Here is a 26243-nt window from a genome sequence, read left to right on the forward strand (position 1 = left end):
CACAAGCGTTAGGTTATATATTTGGTCATTAAGGAGAAATGCGTGAGGCGACTGCCCGGGATCCTGTTAGCCACAGGCGCCATTTTGATTGTTGTTGTGGCGTTGCTGATCAGCGGGTTGCGTCTGGTGCTGCCTGAGCTTAACCACTATCGCCCGCAATTGCTGGAGAAGGTGCAGGCGATCGCTGGGGTGCCCATCGAAGCGGACTTTATCCAAGGCAGTTGGGAAACCTTTGGCCCAACGCTGGAAGCCCGCAATATCCGTTTGGCCCTACCAACAAGCACGCTCCAGATCGAGCGGGTCACGCTGGCGCTGGACGTGTGGCAATCCCTGCTGCATTGGCGCTGGCAGTTCCGCGATCTCACCTTCTACCAACTTCAGCTCGATCTTGACGCGACGCTCGGGGGGGAAGGCAGTAATGGTAATGGCCTTACTCCGAACGGGGTCAGCGATCTGTTCCTGTATCAGCTGGATCACTTTGATCTGCGCAATAGCCGTCTCTCGTTCCTGACCCCATCCGGTTCCCGCGCTGAATTCCACATCCCGCAAATGACCTGGCTCAACAGCTATAACCGCCATCGCGCGGAAGGTCAGATCAGCCTGACCAGCCTGAATGGCCAGCACGGTGCGGCACAGTTACGCCTGGATCTGCGGGATGAGCAGGGGTTACTCAATACCGGTACCATCTATATGCAGGCCGATGATATTGACATGAAGCCCTGGTTCAGCCGCTGGCTGCAAACCAATACCGGCCTGGAAAGCGCCGATTTCAGCCTGGCCGCCTGGCTCAATATCAAAAATGGTGCAATCTACAGCGGGAATGCCCTGCTTAATAAAGGTACCGCCAGTTGGTCGGCGGGTAGCGATCAACACCGGCTGGACGTCGATAACCTGGCGCTGGCACTGAGCCGTGAGGGCAACGGCTGGCAGGTGCATGTGCCGGCCCTGAACCTGAAAACCGATGGCCAAGCCTGGGCACCGGGAACCCTTACTGCGCTGTGGTTGCCGGAAAATACCCAATTTATCGGGCCAAATCAGAGTGAAGAACTCCGTATACGCGCCACCGGCATCCAGTTGGAACGGTTGGAAGCGTTGCTGCCTACTTTTTCGTTCCTCAGCCCGGAAGTGCTGGAGCACTGGAAAGACTTACAACCTCGCGGCATGCTCAGGGCGCTGGCGCTGGATATCCCGCTGCAACAGCCGGAAAAAACCCGTTTTCAGGCGTGGTGGCAGGATCTGAGCTGGCAACACTGGAAACTGCTGCCGGGCGTTGATCACTTTTCTGGCGCATTAACCGGGGGCGTGGAAAATGGCCGCCTGACGCTGGGGCTGAACAACAGCACGCTGCCTTATGGCGATATGTTCCGGGCACCGTTGGAGATCGGCCGTGCGAGCGGGGCGTTGACCTGGCAAAACAACGCTCAAGGCTGGCAATTGGCAAGTCAAAGTCTGGATGTACAGGCCAAATCCTTGTGGATTAACGGTGATTTCCGCTATCAGCAACCGGCCAACGGCGAGCCTTGGCTGGATATTCTGGCTGGCATCCGTTTGTATGATGCCGCCGATGCCTGGCGTTATTTCCCTGAACCGCTGATGGGTAAACATTTGGTGGATTACCTCAGCGAAGCGATCCAGGGTGGGCAGGTTGATAATGCTTCCCTGATTTATGCGGGCGATCCGCAGCACTTCCCGTATGAAAAGAACGAAGGGCAGTTTCAGGTGTTTGTCCCACTACGCCACGCGACCTTCCAGTTCCAGCCGGAATGGCCAGCGCTGAACGATCTGGCGATCGACCTCGACTTTGCCAACAATGGCCTGTGGATGAACGCGCCGCAAACCAAACTGGGTGACGCGACGGGGAGAAATATTAGCGCCATCATTCCGGACTATCGCAAAGAACGCCTGTTGATTGATGCTGACGTTGCGGGCACCGGACAAGCTATCCACGACTATTTCATGCAGACGCCACTTGATGATTCTGTCGGGGCGGCATTAGATGAGCTGCAGGTAGGTGGTAATGTTAGTGGGCGCTTACATCTGAATATTCCGTTGGACGGTGAGCTGGTTAACGCCAGTGGTGAAGTGACGCTGAACAACAACTCGCTGCTGGTCAAGCCACTGGAGAGCCAGCTAGAGAGAGTGAGCGGCAAGTTCCGCTTCGACAACGGCAACCTGCAGAGCGATACCCTGACGGCCAACTGGTTTGGGCAGCCGCTGACGGTCAACTTCGATACGCTGGAAGGCAAACAGGATTATAAGGTTAACGTTGGGCTGAAAGGCGATTGGCAACCGGCCAAGGTTGAAGGCCTGCCGACAGAGTTTGCCAAAAAGCTGGCAGGCAGCGCCGCCTGGCAGGGTAAGGTGGCGATCAACCTGCCGCATAAAGGTGAGCCGAGCTATGAGATTGGTGTGAATGCCGATCTGAAAAAAGTAAGTAGTCACTTACCTTCTCCCCTGAATAAACCCGCAGGGGAAGCGTTACCCGTTAGCGTAAAAGTGAACGGCGGCCTGCAAGGATTTATGCTCAATGGCAGTGCGGGTAAGCAAAACCACTTCAACAGCGAATGGCTGCTGGCTAAACAACAGGTAACGCTGGCACGTGCCGCCTGGCAAACTGGCGGTTCCTCTACCCCAACGTTACCCAAAGATAAATCCCTGGTGCTCAAGCTGCCCGCGCTGGATGGCGAGCAATGGCTGGGGCTATTGGCACCGGCGATGAAGCAAAGCAGTGGCGCAGGCAAGGTGGGCAACTTTGTGTTCCCAACCAGCGTAACGCTCGAAACCCCGCAACTGACGCTGGGCGGACAGGCGTGGCATAACCTTCAGTTGGCGGTCTTGCAGCAGTTGGCGGGAACGACCGTCACCGCCAAGGGTAAAGAGATTGATGGTAGCCTGTCGATGCCGGATAGGGGCGTGTGGCGCGCGGATCTTGGCTATCTTTACTACAACCCGCAGTTTGCTAGCGGCGACGGCAGTGCTGGCGCTACCAACCCGTTGGACTCTAAGGAGCGGATCTCTTTCCAGGGCTGGCCTTCACTGATGTTGCGCTGTAAATCCTGCTGGATGATGGGGCAGAACCTTGGCACGGTTGAAGCCGACGTTAAACACGAGGGCGACTCGTTAGTGCTCAGTCATGGTCTGGTAGATACCGGCTATGGCCGTATGAGCGCCACCGGCCTGTGGAAACAGAACGCTCAGGAAGAACGTAGTGCGTTAAAAGGTAAACTGCTGGGCAGCAAAATCGATCGCACCGCCAGCTTCTTCGGCGTGATCATTCCATTAAAAGACGCACCCTATGATATTGATTTTGATCTGCACTGGCATGGGCAACCATGGAAACCGCAGATCAACACGCTCAATGGCACCATGAAGGTCGATCTGGGCAAAGGCGAGATTGACAACGTCGGCGGTGGCAGGGCTGGGCAGTTGTTACGCCTGGTCAGCTTTGATGCCCTGCTGCGCAAATTACAGTTCGACTTCCGTGATACCTTCGGTAATGGATTTTACTTTGACTCCATACGCGGCACTATCTGGGCGAAAGATGGCATAATGCATACAGATAACTTTTTGGTGGATGGGCTGGCGGCGGATATCGCCATGAGTGGCCAGATCGACCTGGTGAAGCGCCAGATTGATATGCAGGCCGTGATAGCGCCAGAGATCTCGGCAACGGTCGGCGTGGCGACCGCGTTTGTGATCAACCCGATTGTGGGGGCGGCGGTGTTTGCGGCCTCGAAAGTGCTGGGGCCGTTGTGGAGCAAGATCTCGTTTATCCGCTATGACATTACCGGCAGCCTGGACCACCCAAGTATTCATGAGGTGTTGCGTAAGCCAAAAGAGGATAAATCGCCATGAAAAATGCTAACGTTGCGTTATTACAGCTGTGTAGCGGTGAGCAGATACGGGACAACCTGGCCCAGATTGAGCAGCAGATCAAGCAGCTCAATCCCGGGATCAAGCTGGTGATGACTCCGGAGAACGCCTTACTGTTTGCCAACTCGGCTGCCTACCGTGAACATGCGGAAACGGAAGGTCACGGGCCGTTGCAGCAGGCGGTGCGCGATATGGCTCGCCGTTACGGGGTATGGTTGCTGGTGGGTTCTATGCCATTGATCAGCCGCGAAGATCCGACACGTATCACCACCAGCAGCCTGCTGTTTGACGATCAGGGGGAAATCCGTGGTCGTTATGACAAACTGCACATGTTCGATGTAGATATCAATGATATCCACGCCCATTATCGCGAGTCAGATACCTATCAGCATGGCCAGCAATTGACGGTGGTTGATACGCCGGTTGGCCGTTTGGGCATGACGATATGCTACGACCTGCGCTTCCCTGGCCTGTATCAGGCGCTGCGCGCGAAGGGGGCGGAGCTGATCTCGGTGCCCGCCGCATTTACCCGCGTTACCGGTGAGGCACACTGGGAGATTTTGCTGCGTGCCCGCGCTATCGAGAACCAGTGTGTGATCCTGGCTCCTGCGCAGGTTGGCCGTCACGGAGCTACCCGCCGCACCTGGGGCCATTCCATGGTGGTAGACAGCTGGGGCAATGTGCTGGCAGAAAACCCCGACGCGGTTTCCGCGCTGAAAGTGCGCGTGAATACCGGCAAGTTGCATACGGTGCGCAAGCAGATGCCGGTGATGCAGCACAACCGATTCCAGCCGACGCTGATTGCGCCGGTTGAAAACTCCTCCAATAAAGAGTGAAAAAATTATGAGCCTGTCGTTTGTCAGTGAGCAGTTACTCGCTGTGAATAAGCTGAGTCATCAAGACCTGTTCTCCGTATTGGGTCAACTGGCCGAACGCCGCCTCGATTACGCCGACCTCTATTTTCAGTCCAGCTACCATGAATCCTGGGTGATTGAGGATGGCATCATCAAAGATGGCTCGTACAATATCGACCAGGGCGTTGGTGTGCGCGCGGTCAGCGGTGAAAAAACCGGTTTTGCCTATGCGGACCAAATCACCCTGAACGCCCTCAACCAAAGCGCACTGGCCGCTCGCAGCATCGTGCGTGACAGCGGCAATGGCAAAGTCCATACGCTGGGTGAGATCGGCTATCAGGCGCTTTATCCTATGCTCGATCCGCTGCAAAGCCTGCCGCGGGAAGAGAAGATCGCGCTATTGCATCGGGTAGATAAGGTGGCACGTGCAGAAGACAAGCGCGTGCAGGAAGTGACGGCCAGTATCACCGGCGTGTATGAACAGATTCTGGTTGCGGCAACGGATGGCACCTTGGCGGCGGACGTTCGCCCGCTGGTGCGTTTCTCCGTCAGTGTGCTGGTGGAAGAAAATGGCAAGCGTGAGCGCGGAGCCAGCGGTGGCGGTGGCCGTTTTGGCTATGACTACTTCCTGGAAGTGGTGGATGGTGAAGTACGTGCAGATGCTTTTGCCAAAGAAGCGGTGCGTATGGCGCTGGTCAACCTCTCTGCCGTGGCTGCCCCAGCGGGCACCATGCCTGTGGTGTTGGGCGCGGGTTGGCCGGGCGTGTTGCTGCATGAAGCTGTCGGTCACGGGCTGGAAGGTGACTTCAACCGCCGTGGTACTTCAGTATTCAGCGGCCAGATGGGGCAGTTAGTGGCTTCTGAGCTGTGCACCGTAGTGGATGATGGCACCTTGCAAGGCCGCCGTGGATCGCTTGCGATCGATGACGAAGGCGTGCCGGGTCAATACAACGTGCTGATCGAGAACGGCATTCTTAAAGGCTACATGCAGGATAAACTCAACGCACGGCTGATGGGCGTTGCGCCTACCGGTAACGGCCGCCGCGAGTCTTATGCTCACCTGCCGATGCCGCGCATGACCAACACCTACATGCTGGCGGGCAAGTCGACGCCAGAAGATATTATCGCCAGCGTGGAGTATGGCCTGTATGCGCCAAACTTTGGCGGTGGTCAGGTTGATATCACCTCCGGGAAATTTGTCTTCTCCACCTCTGAAGCCTATCTGATCGAAAATGGCCGCGTTACCAAACCGGTGAAGGGGGCCACGTTGATCGGTTCCGGCATTGAGGCGATGCAGCAGATTTCGATGGTGGGCAACGACCTGGCGCTGGACAAGGGCGTGGGCGTGTGCGGTAAAGAAGGGCAGAGCCTGCCGGTAGGGGTTGGCCAACCGACGCTGAAGCTGGATTCACTGACCGTGGGCGGCACGGCGTAATAAGCGCGGTTTTATGTATCAAGCCCTGACCCTCGGTGGGTTGGGGCTAAAGCTAATTACAGCTGGCGCACGATTTATCAAAGAATCAATGTGAAGCCGGATAAGACCCAGCCTGGATTACATGTCTGTATACTCCATATCCTTATGGGGTATGCCATCATCAAGGTATTCGCCGGATACCGTTTTGAAACCGAATCCTTCATAGAATTTGACGAGGTGAGTTTGTGCTGAGAGCTTTATCGCCTTGCCTGGTTCGTCGCCGTGGATTAAGGACATGGTTTTTTCCATCAGCCTGACACCCAATTTCTGACCCCTGACGGAATCATCAACAATCACTCGCGTGATTTTGGCCGCATCCAGAGAATTACCCACATGCAACACTCTCGCGTAGGCGACAAGCTTGCCATCGCTGTATCCGGCAACGTGAAGGGTGCTATTAAGCAGATCCTGTCCATCAATATCCTGAAACGGGCACGTTTGCTCTACGACAAACACTGCCATGCGCAGCGCCAGAATATCATGCAACTGCTGCGCGCTGAGGCTGCTGCCCTTCAATGCCTGCCAGCTTATTTCCATCTTTAACCCCTACTTTGTTTCTTAACCATTAAATTACGGCCTTTCTGGCATTAACGCGTCCGGCTGATGACGGCCAGAATGGTAATGGTGATAACAGCTAGTCGTTCAGTCATCATCATATCATTCCATAACTTAATGAATATACTGAATTTTACGGTGCGATTATCCGGGTGAATAATGATGTTTTCTGACAAAGAGGGTGAGTCTGGGCCGTAGCAACCTGTCTAGACACATCGTTGGGGATCGTTGGTGCCAGCCGTCGCAATAGACAGCAACGTCCCCTGATGATAGTAAAGCGAAATCATCAGTTGGCTAAGCTCTTTGAAGTTAAACGGATCCAATGAGGTCGCTTCTTTGATCTGGTTAAGCCGGTAGGTGAGCGTGTTGCGATGTACCCCAAGTTCCCGCGCCGCGTTTGCCAGTTCGGCATTGTGCGCGATATAGGTACTCAAGGTATTGAGCAGCATTTGACCGGTGCCCAGCATCAGCAATTTATCAATTCTCTGTTTGAAATAAAGGGTGAATGAGCTGCTTCTGGCTTCATTCAACAATCCGCTAAAGGCAAACTGCTGGCCGTTAATGACTCGCGATAGTGGTAACGACTCACGAGCATGTTCTATCATCTCTTTGATCATAAATATCGATTGGCGGAAAATTCCGGCAGAGCCAGACTCTATCCCAATGCCAATAGTGTAATGGCTCAGCTGAGTTTCCATAAATGCGTTAATAGCTTTAACGGTGGCATCGGTCTGGTCGATAGCGGTGATAATTAACAGGATCTCATCATTGCTGAGCAATATTACCCGCTGGGATTTTAAAATATGTGAGAGTTTATTGAGGATGTGATCGATGGTTTGCCCCAATAAATGCCCTCCGGTTTCAATATTGATCAATACCGGCAGCAGGGGTTGAGACAGGTCGATTTCTTGCTGTACCAACTGGTGAAGTATTTCCTTTCCTTTCTCTGTGTCGCCCACTTCCAGATACTGTTTTAGCAGCAGATCCCTGATACGGTATTGCCAGTTCATTTCCCGGATAGCTAAAGACTGTTTGATCAACAGCTCCGCCGCCAGGATGGCCAGCTCGGCGTAACGCGCAATCGCGGCGGGATTGCCACTGATACCTATTACCATAACCACCTGATCATCAACGATAATCGGATGATTGATACCGGGTTGCACATTTTTGTACCGGGCGGCCTGCTGAGCATTTTCTATCGTCATACGCTGGCGGCTTTTTATCACCTCAAATGCCACTTCATGCCGTTCACCGATCCTATGTGGTTCGCCAGAAGCGATAATTATGCCCTGATGATCGATAACATTAACGTTATAATGGATAATACTCATCGCTCGTTTCACAATGGTATTAGCCAGCTCTAAGGTGATCAGCATACTCATACCTTTATGATATAAAACCTCTATTATAGTGAGGGGGGGTAAATATAATATTGAATGTTTCTTGCCAATTTCACGATAACCTTATTCACCCATCAACAGCGCTACGTAGTGAACTTAAAACAATTCAGGCAACTCAATGTGTAAGCCGATGTTTGCCATCCGACCCTCTCTTGGGCAGAGGGCCGGAAATATCTATTGCGCTAACTTAAGAGACTACCTTTCCCGCTCAAACAGCATAGAGATCCCTTGGCCTCCACCGATACACATAGTGGCTAAGCCGGTATTGACGCCACGGCGCTCCATCTCATACATCAGTTTTACAGCGATGATGGCCCCGCTGGCCCCAACAGGGTGCCCCAGCGCAATTGCTCCTCCATTGACGTTCACTTTCGCCGGATCCAACTCAAGATCGTTAATCACCGCCAATGATTGGGCAGCAAAGGCCTCATTTAGCTCAATAAGATCGATATCGTGCACCGACATATTCAACTTTTGCATCAGTTTACGAGTTGCCGGAGCCGGGCCAAAGCCCATGACTTCTGCCTCGCAACCTGCCACTGCCCAGCCTCGGATCACCATCCGGATTGGTAGCCCCAGTTTTTCCGCGTTGGCTCGGGTAGTGACAACTAACGCGGCAGCCCCATCATTGATACCTGATGACGTTGCTGCCGTGACCGTGCCGTCTTTTTTAAACGCCGGTTTCAGCTGCGCATACTTTTCTTTCGGCGTATCCCTTGGGTGCTCATCGGTGGCAAACAGACGGCTGTTCTTGCCTTCACAAACCTCCAGCGGCAGGATTTGCGAGGTAAAATGCCCCTCTTTGATGGCTGCCAAGGCTTTTTGCTGACTGCACCAGGCAAACTCGTCCATCGCCTCACGGCTGATGTGAAAACGTTCCGCGACGAACTCGGCGGTCATACCGTTGTGATAAGGGCCTTCCGGCCAGGTTAAAATAGAGACGATGCCGTCTTCCAGCTCTCCGTGCCCAAGGCGATAACCGTAACGAGCCTTGCGAATATAGTGGGGCAGTTGAGTCATATTCTCTGTCCCACAGGCGACGGTGATCTCGGCGTTACCGGTTTGCAGTTCCAGCATGCAATCGACAATCGCTTGCAGACCCGAACCGCACTGGCGGTTTACCGAATAGGACGTCGTTTCGTTTGGTAAGCCCGCGCGCAGTTGGCAAATGCGGGCGATAAAGCCACTTTCCGCGATTTGCCCGACGTTACCTACCACCACCTCATCAATTTGTGCGGGTTGCAGCCCGGCACGGGCCACGGCTTCACGGATCACCGCAGCCCCCAAATCATGCTGGTGCGTATCTTTAAAGCTACCGCCCATGGTGCCGATCGCCGTGCGTACGCCGCTGACGACGACAATGTCATTTGCATTTTTCATTCGATTCTCCTTACAGCACCATGCCGCCGCCGACGTTGATCACTTCGCCATTGATATAGCGTGCCTCGTCGGACGCCAGGAAGGCCACACAATGGCCGACATCAACCGGATCGCCAGCATATCCAGCAGGAATTTTGCCGATCATAATGTCCCAGACTTTTTCCGGCACCCCGCGGGTCATATCGGTTTCGATAAATCCTGGGCAGATGGCGTTAACGGTCACCCCTTTTTTTGCCAGCTCCCGGCAGGCCGTTTTGGTCAGGCCGATCACCCCGGCTTTTGAAGCGGCATAGTTGGCTTGCCCTACATTGCCCAACCAACTGGCCGACGAAATGTTGATGATGCGCCCGCTGGCACGCTCGCGCATGCGTACGGCGGCTTCCTGCATACAGTGGAAGGTCCCTTTCAGGTTGATATCCATCACCAGATCCCAATTCTCCTCCGTCAGCTTGTGCAACATGGCATCACGGTTAATCCCGGCGTTGTTGACCAGAATATCTATCGGCCCCAGCTGCTGCTCGGCAGCAATAAATAACTGGTTAACCTCTTCGCGGTTGGCAATATTACAGGCGATGAAAATGGCTTTATGGCCCGCGCTCACCAATTCGGCGGCGGTTTTATTACCGCCTTCCTGGTCGACATCACAAATGACTATGGCGGCCCCTTTCTCAGCCAATACCTGGGCAATGCCTCGCCCAAGACCACGGCTGGCCCCGGTGACGATAGCCACTTTATTCTTTAAACACATAGGGTACTCCTTATATTTTAATTCATGACCACGCTGAATTAGCGCAGAGATAACAAATATGTTTTTACTGCCTGGCCAGCATTTCCTTCAGACCAAAAGGGGCATCGCAAAATAGTGCCGCGTCCATCTGTTTTAATGAGGGGGAAATAAGCGGCATAAATTCCATTTGTTGTAGGATGTCACGCTCAAGATCGACGCCGGGGGCGATTTCTATCAACATCGGGCCCTGCGCCGTCAGTTCAAACACCGCTCGCTCAGTCACCAAATGCATTTTTTGTTTTTTCTGGCGGGCTATTTCACCGTTATAGGAAATCTGGTTAATCGACCTCACCAGCTTTTTAACCGAGCCCTCCTGCAGGATGGTTAATTGCCCTTGTTGGAATGCCACCTCCAGCCCCTTGGCGGTAAAGGTGGAGCAAAACACCACGTGGTGTGCATTTTGGGTAATATCGATAAACCCTCCAGCCCCGGTACAGCGGTCTCCCATACGGGTAGCATTGATATGCCCGTTGGCATCCATCTCGCCCGCTCCCATATAGGTAATATCCACACCGGCCCCGTTGTAATAAAGCATTTGCTCCTGATGGTTAATCATGGCGGTCAGGTTTTTGCCGATGCCAAAATCAACCCCGCCGGCCTGTACGCCGCCGTAGATACCTGATTCAACGGTGATGGTGACCGCTTCGCTCACTCCCTCTTCATGGATGATGGTGCCAATAACATCGTTGGGAATACCGGTGCCTAGATTGATCACACAGTCCGGGGATAGGAATTGACAAGCGCGGCGGCCAATCACCTTGCGGATGTTCAGCGGCAGCGTTTCTACTTCGCTGGCAGGGGTAATCAGATTGCCGCAATAGGCCGGATCATAGAACCAGGAAGAGGTTTGACGGTGGTCTTGTTCAGGGTCTTCACACACCACAATGGCATCAATAAAATTGCCCGGTACCACGATCTGTTTCGGGTGCAGACTCCCTTTCTCCGCCAGGTTTTTTACCTGGACTATCACCTTGCCGCCAAAGCGTTTCGCCGCCAGCACGGCCTGCAGGATCTCCAGCTTCATGGCCTCTTCTTCACAGGTGAGGTTGCCTGCGGTATCCGCCGTAGTGCCACGGATGATCACCGTATCCAACGGGAGGGCTGGATAGAAAAGATATTCCTCCTCGCGCATACTGACCACTTCCACCAAATCAGGCAGGGAGCGGGTCAACGTATTCATTTTGCCGCCTTCCAGCCGGGGATCGATAAAGGTACCCAGCCCCACTTTGGATAAATACCCGGCCTGACCGGCCGCCATGGCCGTATACAGATGGACAATCTGCCCCTGCGGCAGACAGAAGGCTTCAACCTCATTGGCGGCAATCTTTTCCATCCACTTGGGTGCCAGCCCCCAGTGCGAACCAATAATGCGTTTTACCATCCCTGAAGGAGTAAAATGCTGGTTACCGCGCTCACGATTCGACTGTCCTGCAGAGTGAATATAGGTCAGCCCGTGCGGTGTCCCTGTTTCAAGAAAGCGCTTTTCCAGAGCCTTCAAGATCGACTCCGCAGCCCCAATCAATGTCATGCCGATGGTGCACAGGGTCGAACCGTTATTCACTAACTCTGCGGCCTGCTGAGCCGAAATGACTTTATTTCTCATTATTGCTACCTTACTTCTGTGCGGCGGTGCGCCATGGCACCGCGTTTAGGCTCTATTTCTCAATCACGCTATTCATTGCAGCCGGGGGGCATTGATTGGCCGGTTTATCTTTGCTGCCTGCGGGTTGTTTCACCCGTGCAGCCCCGATGATGGCAAGGGTCTGCAGCACGATGGCAAACCACAGGCCAGCGCTAGGTGACCCGGTTCTATCTTCGAGGAGACCGAACACATAAGGCCCGAAGAACCCACCGGTAATGCCAAGGCAAGCCAGTAATCCCAACCCGCCAGCGAGCATGGGGCCGCTCATCAGCGTGGCTGGGTAGGTAAAGATGATGGATTGCACGACGAAGAACATCGAGGCACCGATACAGAAGCCGATCAGCCCTAATACCGGGCCACCCAGTACGCCAATCAGGAAACCGACGGCCATCGACATAAAGCCGGACACCAGCATGATGCGTGAGCGAGAAGCGGTATTGGCATATTTGGGCAGGAAGAAGCCACCCAAGGCTGCCGCGATCCACGGAATGGCGGTTAGCAGGCCGAGCATCAGAGTGCTCATCTTGCCGTAGCTGTTGATAATGCTGGGCAGGAAATAGGTCAGGCTGTAGACCGAAATCTGATGGGTGAAATAAATCGCCACGATCAGCATGAAGGTCTTATTGGTAAACGCCGTTTTAAAGGAAAACTTCTGGTTCTTATCCACCCCGACCGGTTGCTCTGCAGCCAGCTTGTTTTCAATATACTCAATGTCGGTTTGGGTTAGCCATTTGGCATCGCGTGGTTTATTAGGGAGTACGGCATACACATAAAACGCCAGCAGCACTGCCGGGAGCCCTTCCACGATAAACATCCATTGCCAGCCGTGCAGTCCACCCAGGCCATCCAGCATGAGCAATGCGCCGCCCAATGGTGCCCCGACAATATTGGCGATACAGACACCGAGCAGGAACATGCCTACGGCTCTGGCGCGATCTTCACGGCCAAACCAGTAGGTAAGATACAGGATGATACCGGGGTACAACCCCGCCTCTGCCGCCCCAAGCAACAGGCGCATGACATAGAAAGAGGTGGGGCCGGTGACGAAGGCCATACCTGCGGAAATCACACCCCAGGTGAACATGATGCGGGTGATCCAGAATCGGGCCCCGACCCGCGCCATGATCAGGTTGCTAGGGATCTCCATGGTGGAATAAGTCAGAAAGAACAGACCGGCTCCCAACCCGTAAGCGGTAGCGGAAAGCCCAAGATCGATGGACATCGAGGCTCGGGCAATGCCGATATTGGTTCTGTCGATAAAGCTGATGATATAAACAATGATCAGTAATGGCATCAGGTGTTTATATATTTTTGCATTCGTTATTGCCGCCTGGCTTTTCGATGCAATATCTAACGGCCGGTTTGACATGATAATGACTCCTCCTCGTGATGAGGCGATTAAATAGGGTTGCATTTTCTGCGTTATTATTAGAGGTGCAGATGTTCTGTTATTCTCATGGTGCGCACGTTTCCTGGTGTTGGCGCACTTATTTGACTCAGTTGGATTTCACGTTGCCTGCGTCAATTTTTGTCGTAATGCTAATTTATCGATTTTGCCATTGGCGTTTTTCGGTAATTCCGCCGCAAAGACGATTTTTGATGGTATTTTAAATTTGGCAATCTTATTTGAGAGCCAATGAATAATATTGTCACTCACCAAGGGTTTATTCCTTTGTGCCACAATAAAGGCGACGGCTTCTTCTCCGTAGATTTCGCTGCTGCTGGGAACGATGGCAATCTCCTTGACGCCAGGATAATTCGAGATCAGGTTTTCCACTTCAATGCAGTATATTTTCTCACCACCGCGGTTGATCATGTCCTTGCTGCGATCTTTGATATACAGGTAGTTATCCTGATCGAGGCAGGCGATATCGCCGGTGTAGAACCAGCCGTCGTGGAAGAACTGCTGATTGGCCGCCGGATTCTTCCAGTACTGGCTCATGACCACCGGCCCTTTCAGCCATAGATGGCCAATCTCACCGGCAGCAAGCACCTGGTGATGATCGTCGCGAATTTGGCAACTCAGGCCGGGAATGGGTAAGCCAGAACTGCCTATCTTATCGCTGCTGCGCACATCGAGTGGGAAAATGCTGGCCGGTGAAGAAGTTTCTGTCAGTCCATAGATCGGTCTGATTTCCGTGGTTGGGAACAGTTGTGCGAGCCTTTCGATAATTCCCACGTTCAAATGCCCGGCACCGCAAGCGATCATCCGTAAGCTGGAGTAGTCGCCCGCTTGTGGATACTTTTCCGCTTCTTGCAACAGTAGGATAAACACCGTTGGCGAGCCATGCAGGAAGGTAATGTGATGGTTACTGACGGTTTTTAAAATCTCTTCTGCATTGAATCTTTGCTGCAAATGCAGCGTGCCGCCAAGATGAATAAATAGGCAGAGCAAAGCCGATAGGCCGGTAATATGGCAGATAGGGATCGGCAGGATGGCGCTGTCTTGTTCGGTTAACTTAAGAGCTTGTTGGTAAGCCGTGATAGCCGCAATAAAGTTACCGTGAGTGAGCGCCGCTCCTTTTGGGGAGCCAGTGGTGCCGGAAGTATAAATAATCGCGGCAATGTCATCCGCTACGATGGCGGCAGGCTCTACGGGTTGGATCACCTTTTGGTCATCTGCATTACTCAGCATCAGTTGCCAATCGGCCAGTGACACCACCTGGCTTTGTTGCACGGGTTCCAGCGTCGCCATCCACGGCTGACTGTTGGGATCGTAGAAAACCGCCTTGGCATTAACACTGGACAGGATGATATGGCTGTCTTGCGATTTTAACTTGGTGCTTAACGGCACCACGATAATCCCCAATGCCATTGCCGCATAAAACAGCGAGCAGAATTCAGGTCGGTTACCCAGAGCCAGAACGATCACATCGCCTTTGGTGAGGTTAAAACTCTCTTTCAGACAGGCGGATGATAAATTAACATTATGATTTAAATGGTTATAACTGTATTTATGGCCTTCAAAGAACAGGGCGGTATGCTCAGTTCGGCGCTTAACGCTCTGCTGTAAACTCTGATAGAGGTGTGTGATTTTTGCCTGCTGCATAGGTTGCCCCTTCACCGACATTTACTGATGGTGGTGAGTATAGGGAAAGGCAACGGTGCAAGAATGCGCAAAATTTCACATCTTTCTTCGGCAAACAAGGCTGACGCTTTGTATAAAATGCCAACCCAGGGAGGGCAAAAAAATCGATGTTATGACGAGCTGGTTAGCAAATGTTATCGAAAATGATAAAAATTATGATGAAAAAGGTGAGTTGCGGGTTTTGCTTTTATGCATCTGCATAAAAGAGGGGGATGACGCTCGGGCTAATCCCCAGCGTCAGGGTACCGGTTAGTTCAATATTGATTGGTGCCTTGCGCACCGCCATCACGTCACATGGGTAACCGCACAAGGATCGTATGCTGGTGGAGAAGTGCCCCCCTAAGCCTATTCATATCTATGGCCGAAAAACGCGAGCCGTTCGGCCACAAATCATGCGTACTTAATTAACCGCCAGCCGCAAAGCCAAATTATGCGGATAGGGGTCAAAGTATTTTTGCGTCAGCAGGTAGCTGTCTGGGTATTCGCCCAGATAATGCTTCAGCAGCGTCAACGGCGCGAGTATTGGCAGCAACCCCTCGCGATAGTGGAGGATCACGTTATTCAGCTCGCCGCGCTGACGTGAGTTCAGCTGGTTACGAAAATACCCTTGAATGTGCATCAGCACGTTGGTGTGGTTCTTGCGCGAAGCGGGTTTTCTTAAGATCGTCATCAGTTTTTCGCGATAAGCCACGAAGAATGCATCCAGGTCTTCCCACTCGTGCAACGAGGCGACAAACGGTCCAATTTCTCGATAGCCCGCTTGGTGGTGCGCCAGCAGTTGGAGCTTGTACCGGCTGTGGAAGTCCAGCAGCGCATGGCGGGTCAGGCCGTTGGCCTTCAGGGTGTTCAACTCGTGCAGAGCGAAGATGCGCTCGACAAAGTTTTCCCGCAGCACCGGGTCGTGCAGGCGGCCATCTTCTTCGACCGGTAACCACGAGTATTTCTCCAGCAGCGCCCTGGTAAAGACGCCCACGCCCTCTTTACGCCCGCGATTGCCCTTTTCATCGTACAACCGCACGCGTTCCATACCGCAGCTCGGCGATTTTGCGCAGACGATAAAGCCCGATAGTTCGTCCAGATGTGAGAGATAGGAATCCGTGAATTCGGCCATTTTCTCCGTCATATCGTCGTGTGGCGCTTGGCTGAAGTGCAGCCGGAAATCCCCTTCGGTGGTCTGGACCAGGCGCAGGGCAGGACGGGGAGAGGGCAAGCCGATGGCCATCTCCGGGCAGATGGGTTTGAAGGCCACCCACTGCGCCAGCCCGTCCATGACAAAGCTCATGCGTTTATGTCCGCCGTCAAACCGTACGGTCGAGCCGGTTAAACATCCGCTGATCCCAATGACGGGTTGCTTATTCATGTCGCGATCCTCTTACTGTTCTTTTCGGGTGAAGAAAAGCGTCACCTGCCCGACAGTGATACCGAATTTCTTCATCTCTGTTTTATTAAAAAGATGCGTGTCATCCTGCAGGTACATCCAGTCATCAAAGTGAAGCAGCCAGGTACTGCCATTGGCTTTCACGTTCATGCTGTAACGCCAGTTAAAGGCATTGCCCTCCGCCACGCCACTGGCCACACCTTCAATATCGCCTGCGGTGCCTTCGTAGCGATTGTTGCCGACGCGCCGGATATGCCACACCCGTTGCTGCTTCTCGCCATCGTCATAGACAAAGTGTTCATTTAGCGTCAGCGTGTCACCGATGACGTTGCCAGTGATTTCCACATGGAAGCGGCGCAGCTGTTTTCCGCTGCGGTCCTGTACCATGCCCCATGCCTCGGTTTTCCCCTGGAAGTAGTGGAAGATATCGAGCGGCGGTTGTTGATGCCGGTAGTCGCTGATGTCTGTACTACAACCCACCAGAAGCATCATCAGCGCCAGGCCAAGTGTCAGAATGCGTTTCATTTTTCACCTCCGATCAACTGCTGACGTAGTTCGGGATATTGCGTGTGTGGATCGAGCCAGATGGCCAGAAAGTTGGTACTGAAGGCTGCAGACTGGCTGGAGCCGAGCGGGGTAAAGCTTTTTTCTGCCGCCGAGGCGCGATACCAGAACTGCCCCTGCTTACCTTTAAGAACAAAGGTAAGCTGTGAGCCCGGCGTGACGTCCGGCCAGAGTGACTGCAGCATGCGCAGCCAGGCTTCGCTTTGTGGTTCGCGCTCCAGGATACCCTGCGCCTGCCACTGGTCACGGGTGGCTTCGACCAACTGGTCGCGATCGATGTCGCGTTTGTAGGTAATAATCAGCGCCTGATCCTGCTCCGGCCCGTGATACCGACCATCCGGCGTGCTCAACTGGGAGGTATAAACGGTAAACGGCCCCCATGTGAGGCTGGCATCACCCACTTTGCGCCAGCTTAACCAGTCGGCGGCATGGGCGACGGGCGTGATAGCCGCCAACCACAGCAGCATCAGTAAAGAGGTTCTCATTGTCGCCTCCCCGTCAGAATATGGAACAACAGCATCAGAACCAGCCAACCCGGCGCCATCCAACTGACGACGATCCAGGTCGGCTCCCGGAAGGTCATGGCGCCCAGACGTTCGCCAATCACATACGCTACGGGACCGCCAACGGTTGCCAGCAGAGCCAGCATCCATCCCGGCAGCGTGGTCGTGAGGGTCAAGTGGGTCCAGACGGTGGCGAACATCAGCCACAGCGCCATCATCCACAGGGGTAACAGAGCATCGCTGTTAAAACCGATCAGCCCCGTCATCACCCAGAGGGTATCCATACCGCAGCCCGCCGCGGCCAGCAGCAGGGCGTAAACACGGTGTGCAGGCGACAGCATCAGACAGGCCAGGATCGCCAGGGCGAGCCACAGAAACAGGCCGCGCTCGCGAAACAACACTACCAGCGTCCAGTAGAGATCGAACGCGAGAGCCATCAGCACGACCTGCACAGAGCGGTTCATACGCGCTCTGCGGTCAGTTGCACCACGCTGATGGTGCGTGCGTTAAAACCGGCTTCGCAGTAGCCAAAGTAGTAGAGCCACATACGGCGGAACCTTTCATCGAAACCGAGCTTTTCAATGTCTTGCCAGGCGTGCAGAAAACGCTGCCGCCAGTGCGTCAACGTGCGGGCATAGTCTGGCCCCATATCGAATAGATTACGGACGACAAAATCGGTATGACGCGTCATCAGTTCACTCATTGCCGTGATGCTAGGTAGGAACCCGCCGGGGAAGATGTAACGCTGGATAAAATCGACGCTTTTGCTGTAGTCGCGGTAGCGCTGATCCTGAATGGTGATGGCTTGAATCGCCATTTTTCCACCCGGACGCAGGCGCGCCTGACAGGTGCGGAAGAAATCCGGCAGGTAGCGTTTACCCACGGCCTCAATCATCTCAACCGATACCAGTTTGTCGAACTCTCCGGTCAGGTCGCGGTAGTCGCACAGCAGAACCTGTACTCTGTCCTGCAATCCCGCGCGTGCTATCCGCTCTGAAGCCCAGATGTACTGCTCCCTCGACAGCGTCGTGGTGGTGACGCGGCAGCCGTAGTGACGGGCGGCGTATTCCGCCATCGCCCCCCAGCCGGTGCCAATTTCCAGCAGGTGATCGCTTGCGGTCAGCGTCAACTGTTCGCACAGACGCGCCATTTTCGCCTGCTGGGCCTGGGAGAGAGCCTGGTCTTCGGTGGTGAACAGCGCACTGGAGTAGAGCAGATCTTCATCGAGAAAGTGCGCATAGAATTCGTTACCCAGATCGTAATGGGCAGCGATGTTTTCCCGCGCCTGTTTGCGGTAGTTACGCCGCGTCCAGTGGCGAAGCCGCTCCAAGGGCTTGCCCAGCAGGCGAAAGCCACTCTCCAGCCTTCCCAACACCTTGCCGTTGAGGGCGAGGATCTGCAACAGCGGGGTTAATTGATGCGTCTCCCACTCACCCTCCATCCAGGATTCGGCTGCGGCAAGGCTTCCACCGGTGAGCAGACGCCAGTAAACACCTGGCGCGAGGATTTGCACTTCAGCACGCAGCGCGGAAGACACATCGCCAAAATGGAGAGTCTGCCGTCCTTCACGCACGGTGAGCGAGCCCTCGCGGATACCGCTCAGCAAACGAAAGAGTAGCCAGCGCGCGATACGGGCGTTACGAGGGATATCGGATTCAAGCGCAAAGGCAGGATCGGTCATGAGCGCTAACTCCTTCTGACGGGATGGTTGTACAGCGGCACGCGTTTAAGCCACAGCCGTAACGCTTGCCAGTAAATCGCCAGGACGGTTTTCAGGGTCATCAGCGGTATGCGCAGCAATATCGATCTCAGGGTCGCACGCGTAAGGTGCTCACGGCGAAGCGCAAGCGTGGCGTCGAACACCTTCGAGTCCTGATGATTTTCGATATGCATAAGCAGCGTTTTACCGGGGGCGTTGAAGCGCCAGTGATAGACCATATCCATCGGATTAAACGGGGAGACATGGAAGGCTTTCGGCTGCGGGCGAGCCGCCTGGCCATCCACCGCGTAGTAATGGCGCTCGTTCCACGGGGTGTTGCGCACTTCGGCCAGTACCCAGCGCAGGATGCCCGTACTGTCATAGCAGTAGTAGAGATTGATCGGATTAAAATGGAAGCCGAAATAACGAAGCTGGGTCAGGAGCATGACGCGACCATCGGGACGTTCCCCGGTCAGGGTTTGCAGCTGGTTGAGGGCGTTCTCTTTAAGCGGTGTGCCGAGTGGGTAATCCGCATCATGGAAGGCGGCCGCGGCAAATCGATTACGGCGGATCCCCGCCGACGGTAGCGCATCCAGCTCGTCCAGATCGATCCAGGCCATAAACACGTTATAGCGAAAATGGTGTGATTTCGGCTGGAAGCGACGATGGCGTAACACACCCTGGTAAAGGCAGCTGTTCATCTTACAGGTTCTCCCCTGCAGCGATCCCTTTCACCACGTCCAACGCGCTGCGTACCCCATCCTCGTGAAAACCGTTGTACCAGTAAGCTCCACAGAACCAGCTCCGTTGGTGGCCGTTAATCTCGCCGCGGCGCGACTGGGCGCGCCAGCTTTTCGGGTTGAACATCGGGTGCTCATAGACAAAGCGTTTCCAGACGTAGCGCTCGTCCACCGGCGTTTCCGGGTTCAGGGTGACGCAGAACAGAGGGCTACCCTCAGGTAACCCTTGTAAGATATTCATATTGTAGGTGACGCAGGCGCTGGCCTGGTCCCGTTCGCTCAGGCGATAGTTCCAGCTTGCCCAGGCACGCTCGCGCACCGGCAACCAGCGTGGATCGCTGTGCAAAACCACCTCGTTATGCTGCCAGCCAATATCGCCCAGCACCTCGCTTTCCGCAGGAGTAGGATGAGCAAGCATCGCCAGCGCCTGTGAGGAATGGCAGGCGAAGATCACCTGGTCAAATGTGTGGCTCGATTGTGCAAGCTGGATTTCAACGCCCCCGTTGTTACGGATGACCTGCTGCACCGGTGCGTTGAGGTGTAGGGTCAGGCGGTCACCCAACTGGGCCAAAATGGCGCGTACGTACTCGCGAGATCCGCCGGGCACCACATACCACTGCGGACGTTGGGTAACGTCCAGCAGGCCGTGATGCTCAAAGAAGCGCAAAAACAGCGGAAGCGGGAAGCGGCGCATCTCCTGCAGCGACGAGGACCAGATGGCAGCCCCCATCGGCAGGATATAATGACGCGCGAAAAACGCGCTGAAGCCGTGCTGTTCGAGAAAAGTCTCCAGCGTGGCGTTTTCGTTAACATCGCCCGCCAACGCCTCTTTTGCCAGGCGGTTGAAGCGCACGATATCTCGCAGCAGCCCCCAGAACGCCGGATTAACCAGGTTACGACGCTGTGCAAACAGCGAGGTGAGGGTGTGGCCATTATACTCAAGCCCGCTTTGCGGATTATGCACGGAGAAGCTCATCTGCGTTTTTTGCCCGCTGATGCCCAGCTCGCTGAGCAGACCCATAAAGCGCGGATAGGTACGGTCATTGTAGACGATAAACCCAGTATCGATGGCATACGTGCCCTGCGGCGTGGTGACATCTACCGTGGCGGTATGCCCACCCACCGTGGGTTCCGCTTCGAAAAGTGTGACCTGATGATGTCCGGCCAACCGCCAGGCACAGGTGAGCCCTGCGATACCGCTACCGATAATGGCGATGTTCATGAGCGAACCATCCTGCGCAACAGCCTGCGCTGAAGGAAATTCGGGAGCCCTGAAAGCAGCTTCATGACCAGGCTGAATCCGGTGGGAAAGGCGATGTGCTTTTTCCCTTTCGCCAGCCCGCGACGGATCGCCTTTACGGCATCGTCGACGCTCACCTGGCCGGGCATGGCAAAATCATTTTTACGGGTAAGTGGTGTATCCACAAAGCCCGGTGAAACCACCGTGACGGCAATGCCTTTGGGTTCCCAGTCAAGGCGCAGGCTATTGGCAAACCAGGTGAGGGCGGCTTTTGACGCGCCATACGCCTCTGCTCGTGGGAACGGCAGCCAGTGTGCCATCGAACTGACCAGCGCCACGCGACTTCCTGGAAGGAGCTGGGCCTGCAGTGCGGCCAGACAGTTCACTGGCCCCAGGAAGTTGGTACTCATCACACGTTCCACCAGAGCGGCATCCACCACACCCTGCTCCAGGTATTCGCAGGTTCCCGCACAAAGAACGATCAGATCGGCAGTGCAATCTGCAAGCGCCAGACGGCAGGCCTCCCTGTCCGTCATATCGAACACGCGTAACGTGATATTCGAGCTGTACTGTTGCAGTGCTTCCAGCCTGGCCCGGTCTCGCCCGCAGGCAATGACGTGGCAGCCGTCATCGGCCCAGGACTTCGCGAGCCCGGCGCCAATGCCGGAGCTTGCGCCGGTGATGAGGACGGTCATCATGAGCGCATTCTCCTTTTTACACTTCGCACCGCCCAGCCAAGAAGGGGAAGATGCTCGTAAATCATCTCCCCGGCATCGTAGTAATCGCGCTGGAGAATAATCAGGTTGTCCTGCACCTCGACAATTGAGCATCCTGCGAGGACTAGTGTTTCTGCCCCTGAAATCCGCGGGTGAGACCAATGCATTGCCCAAGTTACGGCAAAACGATGGCCTTCGCAGAGGGGGGTTTCGATGGTAAAGCTGCAATGCTTTACGTTGGCCAAGAGATGAGTGAAGTAACGCTGGATCGCCAAAAGACCCTGATGCTCACCAAACGGGTCGCTCAGCCTGGCATCAGCATGATAGATCTCCGCCAACGCAGATGGCGGCTGGTTATCCAGCTTGCTGTAGTAATCAACAAACCTGTTGATGATGGATGGCATAGAGCTCATGAGCCTCACCTGGAAGTGAACAACGTAGCGTTATTGCATAGTTAAAACTTACACAATTATTTCTATTTGTCCAACTTTGGGAGGGTGATAATTATTTTCTCAGTAGCTTCAACGTATTAAGTTTGCATGCTCATGCGGTTAACTGCGCAACATGAGCATGCTTTATCTTTAACTTCCTTTGTAGGTAGAGTATCCATACTGACTTAACAGCAGTGGGATGTGCAGTTTTTCATTGGTCTTGGTGACGGTGAACATCACCGGGATCTCTGGGAAGAACGACGTTTGCTTCTGTTGGTGGAAATAGTCACCGGTTTTGAAGGTCACTTTGTAAATTCCCGGCTGCATATCCTGGTCCTGTGGATATAGCGATTTAATGCGCCCGTCTTCGTCCGTTTTACCGCTAGCCAGCGTTACCCAGCTGTTTTGCTGCTCTTTTTCAAGCGTGACGATGACATTCGGCGAGGGAATACCTGTCTGTTGGTTCAGAATATGGACGCTCAGCGTGCCAGCAGGGGCACTGAATGCGGCAGGAGCCATTGCCAGAGAGGTTAACAGAATAAGACCGGTCGCTTTTTTCATCATGATTTCCTGTAGGGGTTAAAACAAACAGGAAAAAGGTAGCATCCCGGTAAAAAATTAATATTCAAACTTTTGTGATAATTAACCGAAGATCAACGTCAAAGTGTAATGACCTCGAGAGACATCACCTGTTGTTGCCACAATTCAATCTGTTGTTTGCGGGCGGGGGTGAGTTTGCCAGTCATGACCAGTAGCCATTTTCGTTCAGGAAACAGCTCCGGAGCCAGACTGGCAGGCGGAACGGGAAGGACATCAATGTGCTGTCCTTGACCCGTACGCTTGAGCGCTTCCAGCCAGATTTCACACGGGTCTGACAGGTACCAGCCGGTGATCAGATAGTTATCCCCTGCCGCTTTCTTGTCCCTTTCGAGGCAAAATGAGGTATAGGATATGATAATGCCATCCAGGATCTCGCGCAGGGTCATCATCGCCGGGATATTGGCAGAGACTTTACTGCGCAGCGGGCGCAGCACTTCCGTGACCAACTCCGGGCGAGGGTATTCGCGGCCAGAGGCGTAAATCTGCTGGCGCAGCGCTTCGATTTTTCCCTCTTTAAGCAACTGCAGCATTTTCTCCTGCAGAGTGAGCCAGTTGTTTGTCGGGCCTTCTGCTGGGCGAGCGAGCAGGGGTTTTACCTGGCTGATGGTGACCCCTTTTTTTACCCAGTCGAGAATTTTGAGCGCCTGCTGGACATCATCATCACTGTATTGGCGATGCCCACCATCGGTGCGCATCGGTTTAAGCAGGCCGTAACGACGCTGCCAAGCGCGTAATGTGGTTGCGTTTATTCCGCAAAGCCGGGCAAATTCGCCGATAGAGTAAGCCATGAGAGACATCCGATAACAAAGAACACTTTCAATATACTACGCATAATGCCGGTTTGAATGAAGTGTCGGGCGTGTGCACGACACTTTAATCCCAACCGTGCCTCAAACCTCAACTTCACCAATTCTTTGCAACGCATCGACAATCAGATCCCAAAAGGCGGTTTCATCAAGCTTCACTGCCACCTGGGTATGGCAATCCGCCGGGGCCGGGAAGCGGAAGTCCGCGACCGTCATTCCCAGCGTCAGGGTACCGGTCAGCTCAATATCGATGGGCACCTTACGCACCGTCATCACGTTGGGGTTGATCACATAGGCGACCGCGCAGGGATCGTGTACCGGTGGCGAAGTGAAACCCTGCGCCTGCTTATACATATGGCCGAAGAACTCGAGCAGTTCGACGACAAATTTCGCAGGACCGGTGCCAATGGCAGCGATGCGCGCGCTAACTTCTGGCGTGGCCAGCGCCTGATGCGTCAGATCCAGCCCAACCATGGTTAACGGCCAGGGTTCGTTGAACACGATATGCGCGGCTTCCGGATCGATTTTGATATTGAATTCAGCCACTGCGCTCCAGTTACCTACGTGGTAACCGCCGCCCATCAGCACCACTTCCTTCACGCGTGTGGCAATGCGAGGCTCTTTGCGCACCGCCATGGCGATGTTGGTCAGGCCAGCGGTGGGCACCAGTGTTACGGTGCCTGGTGGGTGTGCCATGATGGTGTTAATGATCAGATCGACGGCATGGATATCGGCCAGTTGCAGCGTGGGTTCCGGTAGGACTGGCCCATCAAGGCCCGATTCGCCGTGGATGTCGGGGGCGACTTCAATTTGCCGTACCAGAGGCCGCGAACAGCCAGCGGCAAAGGGCACGCCGGTGATGTTGGCAATGCGAGCCACGGCCAGCGCATTCCGCGTGACCTTCTCCAGCGTCTGGTTGCCGACGACGGTGGTTACGGCCAGCAGTTCAATATCTGGGTTGCCCCATGCCAGCAACATCGCGATCGCATCGTCATGCCCCGGGTCGCAGTCCAGTATGATTTTCTTCATGATTTTTCCTGATGCAGGGGAATTTTTTCGAGCATAACCTAGAGGCGGGCAGAGGGGTATGACCAGCGGGCCGTTTTGTTAACGTCATCAAAGGATTGAATAAATCTGCCCCAGAAGGGGCAGATTGCTGGCTTAGTCCTCCAGCTTCAGCACTGGCTCTCTCTTCAGCACTACGCGCAGCACGAAGTAATACACGATGCCGATCGCCAGCCAGCTAAGGCCGAGGATCTTGGCTTCGATATCCATCTCGTACAATACAAAAGCGATGATAGACAGACCAACCAGTGGGAACAGCAGATGTTTTACCCAGGCCTTGGACTTCTGGCGGATGATGTAGTGGTTAATCACCGACAGGTGCAGGATCAAAAAGCCCATCAGCGCCCCGAAGTTGACCAACCGGCTCAGGTTGTCGATGCTGCCGTTGAAGTACAGCCCGGAACCGAGGGAGATCACCGCGACCAGCAGGGTGCTGACGTAAGGGGTTTTAAAGCGTGGATGCACCTTTGCCAGGATCTTCGGCAATTGGCGGTCACGCCCCATGGCGAACAGAATGCGGGAGATGGCGGCCTGCGCGACTAACGCATTGGCAATCCCCCAGGAGAGCGCCGTCGCCCAGATGGTGGCCTGCTTTAACCAGGAGCCGCCCGCCAGATTGGCGGTATCGTAGAACGCGGTATCCAGGTTAGTGAAGTTTTGGCCCGCAGCCAAATCGGCGGCAATCCAGGTTTGCAGGATAAACAGCGATCCTACCAACAGCAGCGCATACAGCGAGGCTTTCCCCACGGCATCGGCCCCGCCTTTGCTCTCTTCGGACAGCGTTGAAATACCGTCAAAACCCAGGAACGATAGCACTGCAATCGACACCGCACCCATCACCAAGGGTAGGCTGAATTTCTCGGCGTTGTAGAGCGGGTTCAATGTCAGACCACCGGCACCTTCACCGGAATAGAGTGCCGTCAGGCCCATCACCACAAAAATGGTCAGGATGACGATCTCTGCCACCAGGATGTAGCGGTTGGCCTTGGCGGTGAACTGGATCCCCACCAGATTGATCGCGCTGTTGATCACGATGAAGGTCACGATCCATACCCAGGCGGGTACTTCTGGCAGGATCGGACCGAGCGCCGCCGCGCTGACGATATACAGCAGCGAAGGCACCAGGATGTAATCGAGCAGGATCAGCCAGCCGGCAAAGAAGCCGACGGTTTCATGAATGCCGCGCTGGGCATAGGCATAGACCGAACCGGAGACCGGGAAAGCGCGGGACATTGACCAGTAACTCATGGCGGTGAAGAACATCGCCACCATGCCGATCAGATAGGCCAGCGCCACCATGCCCTGTGCACCTTCCCACACGTAGCCAAACACGCCAAACGGCGCAATCGGCACCATAAAGATCATGCCGTAAATCACCAGATCTTTCAGGGTGAGGGTGCGGTGCAGTTCCTGCTTATAACCAAATTGTTCTACAGACATGGCGCTAT

General features: G+C 54.4%; 23 protein-coding genes. 3 read left to right on the forward strand and 20 right to left on the reverse strand.

What is annotated here, in order from left to right; translation table 11 throughout:
• Positions 1–42 precede the first annotated feature (42 nt).
• The 3 genes from yhdP to tldD are packed head-to-tail and all read left to right on the forward strand — an operon-like array spanning position 43 to position 6162.
• A complete protein-coding gene (yhdP, locus tag ACKWMY_RS21215; RefSeq protein WP_199063301.1) occupies positions 43–3855 on the forward strand; it encodes an AsmA2 domain-containing protein YhdP in 3813 nt (1270 codons plus the stop codon).
• Positions 3852–4709, forward strand: a complete 858-nt coding sequence (gene nit1 / locus ACKWMY_RS21220) for a deaminated glutathione amidase (protein WP_024527961.1) — start codon at positions 3852–3854, stop codon at positions 4707–4709. Before yhdP ends, nit1 begins: the two co-directional genes overlap by 4 nt.
• Positions 4710–4716: 7 nt before the next feature.
• Positions 4717–6162, forward strand: coding sequence for a metalloprotease TldD (gene tldD / locus ACKWMY_RS21225; protein ID WP_024527960.1), 1446 nt, complete (start codon positions 4717–4719; stop codon positions 6160–6162).
• A gap of 117 nt (positions 6163–6279) precedes the next feature.
• On the opposite strand, the gene ACKWMY_RS21230 is transcribed toward tldD, so the two are convergent.
• The 20 genes from ACKWMY_RS21230 to ACKWMY_RS21325 form a co-directional block, all read right to left on the reverse strand.
• The gene (locus tag ACKWMY_RS21230) at positions 6280–6738 is read right to left on the reverse strand and encodes a GNAT family N-acetyltransferase (protein ID WP_024527959.1); all 459 of its coding nucleotides are present in this window, start codon (positions 6736–6738) and stop codon (positions 6280–6282) included.
• 224 nt (positions 6739–6962) lie between these two features.
• Positions 6963–8132: a sugar diacid recognition domain-containing protein gene (locus ACKWMY_RS21235; protein ID WP_211135805.1), complete on the reverse strand. Its 1170-nt coding sequence runs from the start codon at positions 8130–8132 to the stop codon at positions 6963–6965.
• A 219-nt stretch (positions 8133–8351) separates the two neighbouring features.
• On the reverse strand, positions 8352–9536 hold the full coding sequence (locus ACKWMY_RS21240; protein WP_409486998.1) for a thiolase family protein: 1185 nt from the start codon (positions 9534–9536) through the stop codon (positions 8352–8354).
• Between the two features lie 10 nt (positions 9537–9546).
• Positions 9547–10284 (reverse strand): 3-oxoacyl-ACP reductase FabG, encoded by a 738-nt coding sequence (fabG, locus tag ACKWMY_RS21245; protein WP_024527956.1) that lies wholly within the window; start codon positions 10282–10284, stop codon positions 9547–9549.
• 64 nt (positions 10285–10348) lie between these two features.
• The gene (locus ACKWMY_RS21250) at positions 10349–11926 is read right to left on the reverse strand and encodes an acyl CoA:acetate/3-ketoacid CoA transferase (RefSeq protein WP_074032177.1); all 1578 of its coding nucleotides are present in this window, start codon (positions 11924–11926) and stop codon (positions 10349–10351) included.
• A 52-nt stretch (positions 11927–11978) separates the two neighbouring features.
• A complete protein-coding gene (locus tag ACKWMY_RS21255; RefSeq protein WP_024527954.1) occupies positions 11979–13334 on the reverse strand; it encodes an MFS transporter in 1356 nt (451 codons plus the stop codon).
• 138 nt (positions 13335–13472) lie between these two features.
• Positions 13473–15014 (reverse strand): class I adenylate-forming enzyme family protein, encoded by a 1542-nt coding sequence (locus ACKWMY_RS21260; protein ID WP_211135809.1) that lies wholly within the window; start codon positions 15012–15014, stop codon positions 13473–13475.
• Positions 15015–15453: 439 nt separating this feature from the next.
• Positions 15454–16413, reverse strand: a complete 960-nt coding sequence (locus ACKWMY_RS21265) for a YbgA family protein (protein WP_065684770.1) — start codon at positions 16411–16413, stop codon at positions 15454–15456.
• 12 nt (positions 16414–16425) lie between these two features.
• Entirely contained in the window at positions 16426–16956 is a 531-nt protein-coding gene (locus ACKWMY_RS21270) for a DUF3833 domain-containing protein (RefSeq protein WP_024527950.1), read from the reverse strand.
• On the reverse strand, positions 16953–17480 hold the full coding sequence (locus tag ACKWMY_RS21275) for a hypothetical protein (RefSeq protein ID WP_211135810.1): 528 nt from the start codon (positions 17478–17480) through the stop codon (positions 16953–16955). Before ACKWMY_RS21275 ends, ACKWMY_RS21270 begins: the two co-directional genes overlap by 4 nt.
• The gene (locus ACKWMY_RS21280; RefSeq protein ID WP_409486999.1) at positions 17477–17962 is read right to left on the reverse strand and encodes a DUF2878 domain-containing protein; all 486 of its coding nucleotides are present in this window, start codon (positions 17960–17962) and stop codon (positions 17477–17479) included. The genes ACKWMY_RS21275 and ACKWMY_RS21280 overlap by 4 nt, the downstream gene beginning before the upstream one ends.
• Entirely contained in the window at positions 17959–19179 is a 1221-nt protein-coding gene (locus tag ACKWMY_RS21285; RefSeq protein WP_409487000.1) for a class I SAM-dependent methyltransferase, read from the reverse strand. Before ACKWMY_RS21285 ends, ACKWMY_RS21280 begins: the two co-directional genes overlap by 4 nt.
• A 5-nt stretch (positions 19180–19184) precedes the next feature.
• Positions 19185–19898 carry a DUF1365 domain-containing protein gene (locus ACKWMY_RS21290; RefSeq protein ID WP_409487001.1) on the reverse strand — a complete coding sequence of 238 codons (714 nt, stop codon included), beginning with the start codon at positions 19896–19898 and terminating at the stop codon, positions 19185–19187.
• A 1-nt stretch (position 19899) separates the two neighbouring features.
• Positions 19900–21159, reverse strand: coding sequence for an NAD(P)/FAD-dependent oxidoreductase (locus ACKWMY_RS21295; protein WP_211135814.1), 1260 nt, complete (start codon positions 21157–21159; stop codon positions 19900–19902).
• On the reverse strand, positions 21156–21875 hold the full coding sequence (locus ACKWMY_RS21300; RefSeq protein WP_199062769.1) for an SDR family NAD(P)-dependent oxidoreductase: 720 nt from the start codon (positions 21873–21875) through the stop codon (positions 21156–21158). The genes ACKWMY_RS21295 and ACKWMY_RS21300 overlap by 4 nt, the downstream gene beginning before the upstream one ends.
• Positions 21872–22306 (reverse strand): nuclear transport factor 2 family protein, encoded by a 435-nt coding sequence (locus tag ACKWMY_RS21305; protein ID WP_024527944.1) that lies wholly within the window; start codon positions 22304–22306, stop codon positions 21872–21874. The genes ACKWMY_RS21300 and ACKWMY_RS21305 overlap by 4 nt, the downstream gene beginning before the upstream one ends.
• Before the next feature lie 168 nt (positions 22307–22474).
• Complete coding sequence (gene uraH / locus ACKWMY_RS21310) at positions 22475–22885, reverse strand: hydroxyisourate hydrolase (RefSeq protein WP_024527943.1); 411 nt, start codon at positions 22883–22885, stop codon at positions 22475–22477.
• Positions 22886–22983: 98 nt separating this feature from the next.
• Positions 22984–23712: a MerR family transcriptional regulator gene (locus tag ACKWMY_RS21315; RefSeq protein ID WP_024527942.1), complete on the reverse strand. Its 729-nt coding sequence runs from the start codon at positions 23710–23712 to the stop codon at positions 22984–22986.
• A 102-nt stretch (positions 23713–23814) separates the two neighbouring features.
• Positions 23815–24759 (reverse strand): nucleoside hydrolase, encoded by a 945-nt coding sequence (locus ACKWMY_RS21320; protein ID WP_024527941.1) that lies wholly within the window; start codon positions 24757–24759, stop codon positions 23815–23817.
• Positions 24760–24891: 132 nt separating this feature from the next.
• Entirely contained in the window at positions 24892–26235 is a 1344-nt protein-coding gene (locus ACKWMY_RS21325; RefSeq protein ID WP_024527940.1) for an APC family permease, read from the reverse strand.
• Between the last annotated feature and the right edge of the window lie 8 nt (positions 26236–26243).

The organism is Serratia sp. J2 (genome assembly GCF_046269175.1).
Taxonomy (GTDB): domain Bacteria; phylum Pseudomonadota; class Gammaproteobacteria; order Enterobacterales; family Enterobacteriaceae; genus Chania; species Chania fonticola_C.

Coding starts and splice junctions, on each gene's coding strand:
- nit1 (WP_024527961.1), top strand. CDS start 3,852: ATGAAAAATGCTAACGTTGCGTTATTACAGCTGTGTAGCGGTGAGCAG.
- tldD (WP_024527960.1), top strand. CDS start 4,717: ATGAGCCTGTCGTTTGTCAGTGAGCAGTTACTCGCTGTGAATAAGCTG.
- ACKWMY_RS21230 (WP_024527959.1), bottom strand. CDS start 6,738: ATGGAAATAAGCTGGCAGGCATTGAAGGGCAGCAGCCTCAGCGCGCAG.
- ACKWMY_RS21235 (WP_211135805.1), bottom strand. CDS start 8,132: ATGCTGATCACCTTAGAGCTGGCTAATACCATTGTGAAACGAGCGATG.
- ACKWMY_RS21240 (WP_409486998.1), bottom strand. CDS start 9,536: ATGAAAAATGCAAATGACATTGTCGTCGTCAGCGGCGTACGCACGGCG.
- fabG (WP_024527956.1), bottom strand. CDS start 10,284: ATGTGTTTAAAGAATAAAGTGGCTATCGTCACCGGGGCCAGCCGTGGT.
- ACKWMY_RS21250 (WP_074032177.1), bottom strand. CDS start 11,926: ATGAGAAATAAAGTCATTTCGGCTCAGCAGGCCGCAGAGTTAGTGAAT.
- ACKWMY_RS21255 (WP_024527954.1), bottom strand. CDS start 13,334: ATGTCAAACCGGCCGTTAGATATTGCATCGAAAAGCCAGGCGGCAATA.
- ACKWMY_RS21260 (WP_211135809.1), bottom strand. CDS start 15,014: ATGCAGCAGGCAAAAATCACACACCTCTATCAGAGTTTACAGCAGAGC.
- ACKWMY_RS21265 (WP_065684770.1), bottom strand. CDS start 16,413: ATGAATAAGCAACCCGTCATTGGGATCAGCGGATGTTTAACCGGCTCG.
- ACKWMY_RS21270 (WP_024527950.1), bottom strand. CDS start 16,956: ATGAAACGCATTCTGACACTTGGCCTGGCGCTGATGATGCTTCTGGTG.
- ACKWMY_RS21275 (WP_211135810.1), bottom strand. CDS start 17,480: ATGAGAACCTCTTTACTGATGCTGCTGTGGTTGGCGGCTATCACGCCC.
- ACKWMY_RS21280 (WP_409486999.1), bottom strand. CDS start 17,962: ATGAACCGCTCTGTGCAGGTCGTGCTGATGGCTCTCGCGTTCGATCTC.
- ACKWMY_RS21285 (WP_409487000.1), bottom strand. CDS start 19,179: ATGACCGATCCTGCCTTTGCGCTTGAATCCGATATCCCTCGTAACGCC.
- ACKWMY_RS21290 (WP_409487001.1), bottom strand. CDS start 19,898: ATGAACAGCTGCCTTTACCAGGGTGTGTTACGCCATCGTCGCTTCCAG.
- ACKWMY_RS21295 (WP_211135814.1), bottom strand. CDS start 21,159: ATGAACATCGCCATTATCGGTAGCGGTATCGCAGGGCTCACCTGTGCC.
- ACKWMY_RS21300 (WP_199062769.1), bottom strand. CDS start 21,875: ATGATGACCGTCCTCATCACCGGCGCAAGCTCCGGCATTGGCGCCGGG.
- ACKWMY_RS21305 (WP_024527944.1), bottom strand. CDS start 22,306: ATGAGCTCTATGCCATCCATCATCAACAGGTTTGTTGATTACTACAGC.
- uraH (WP_024527943.1), bottom strand. CDS start 22,885: ATGAAAAAAGCGACCGGTCTTATTCTGTTAACCTCTCTGGCAATGGCT.
- ACKWMY_RS21315 (WP_024527942.1), bottom strand. CDS start 23,712: ATGGCTTACTCTATCGGCGAATTTGCCCGGCTTTGCGGAATAAACGCA.
- ACKWMY_RS21320 (WP_024527941.1), bottom strand. CDS start 24,759: ATGAAGAAAATCATACTGGACTGCGACCCGGGGCATGACGATGCGATC.
- ACKWMY_RS21325 (WP_024527940.1), bottom strand. CDS start 26,235: ATGTCTGTAGAACAATTTGGTTATAAGCAGGAACTGCACCGCACCCTC.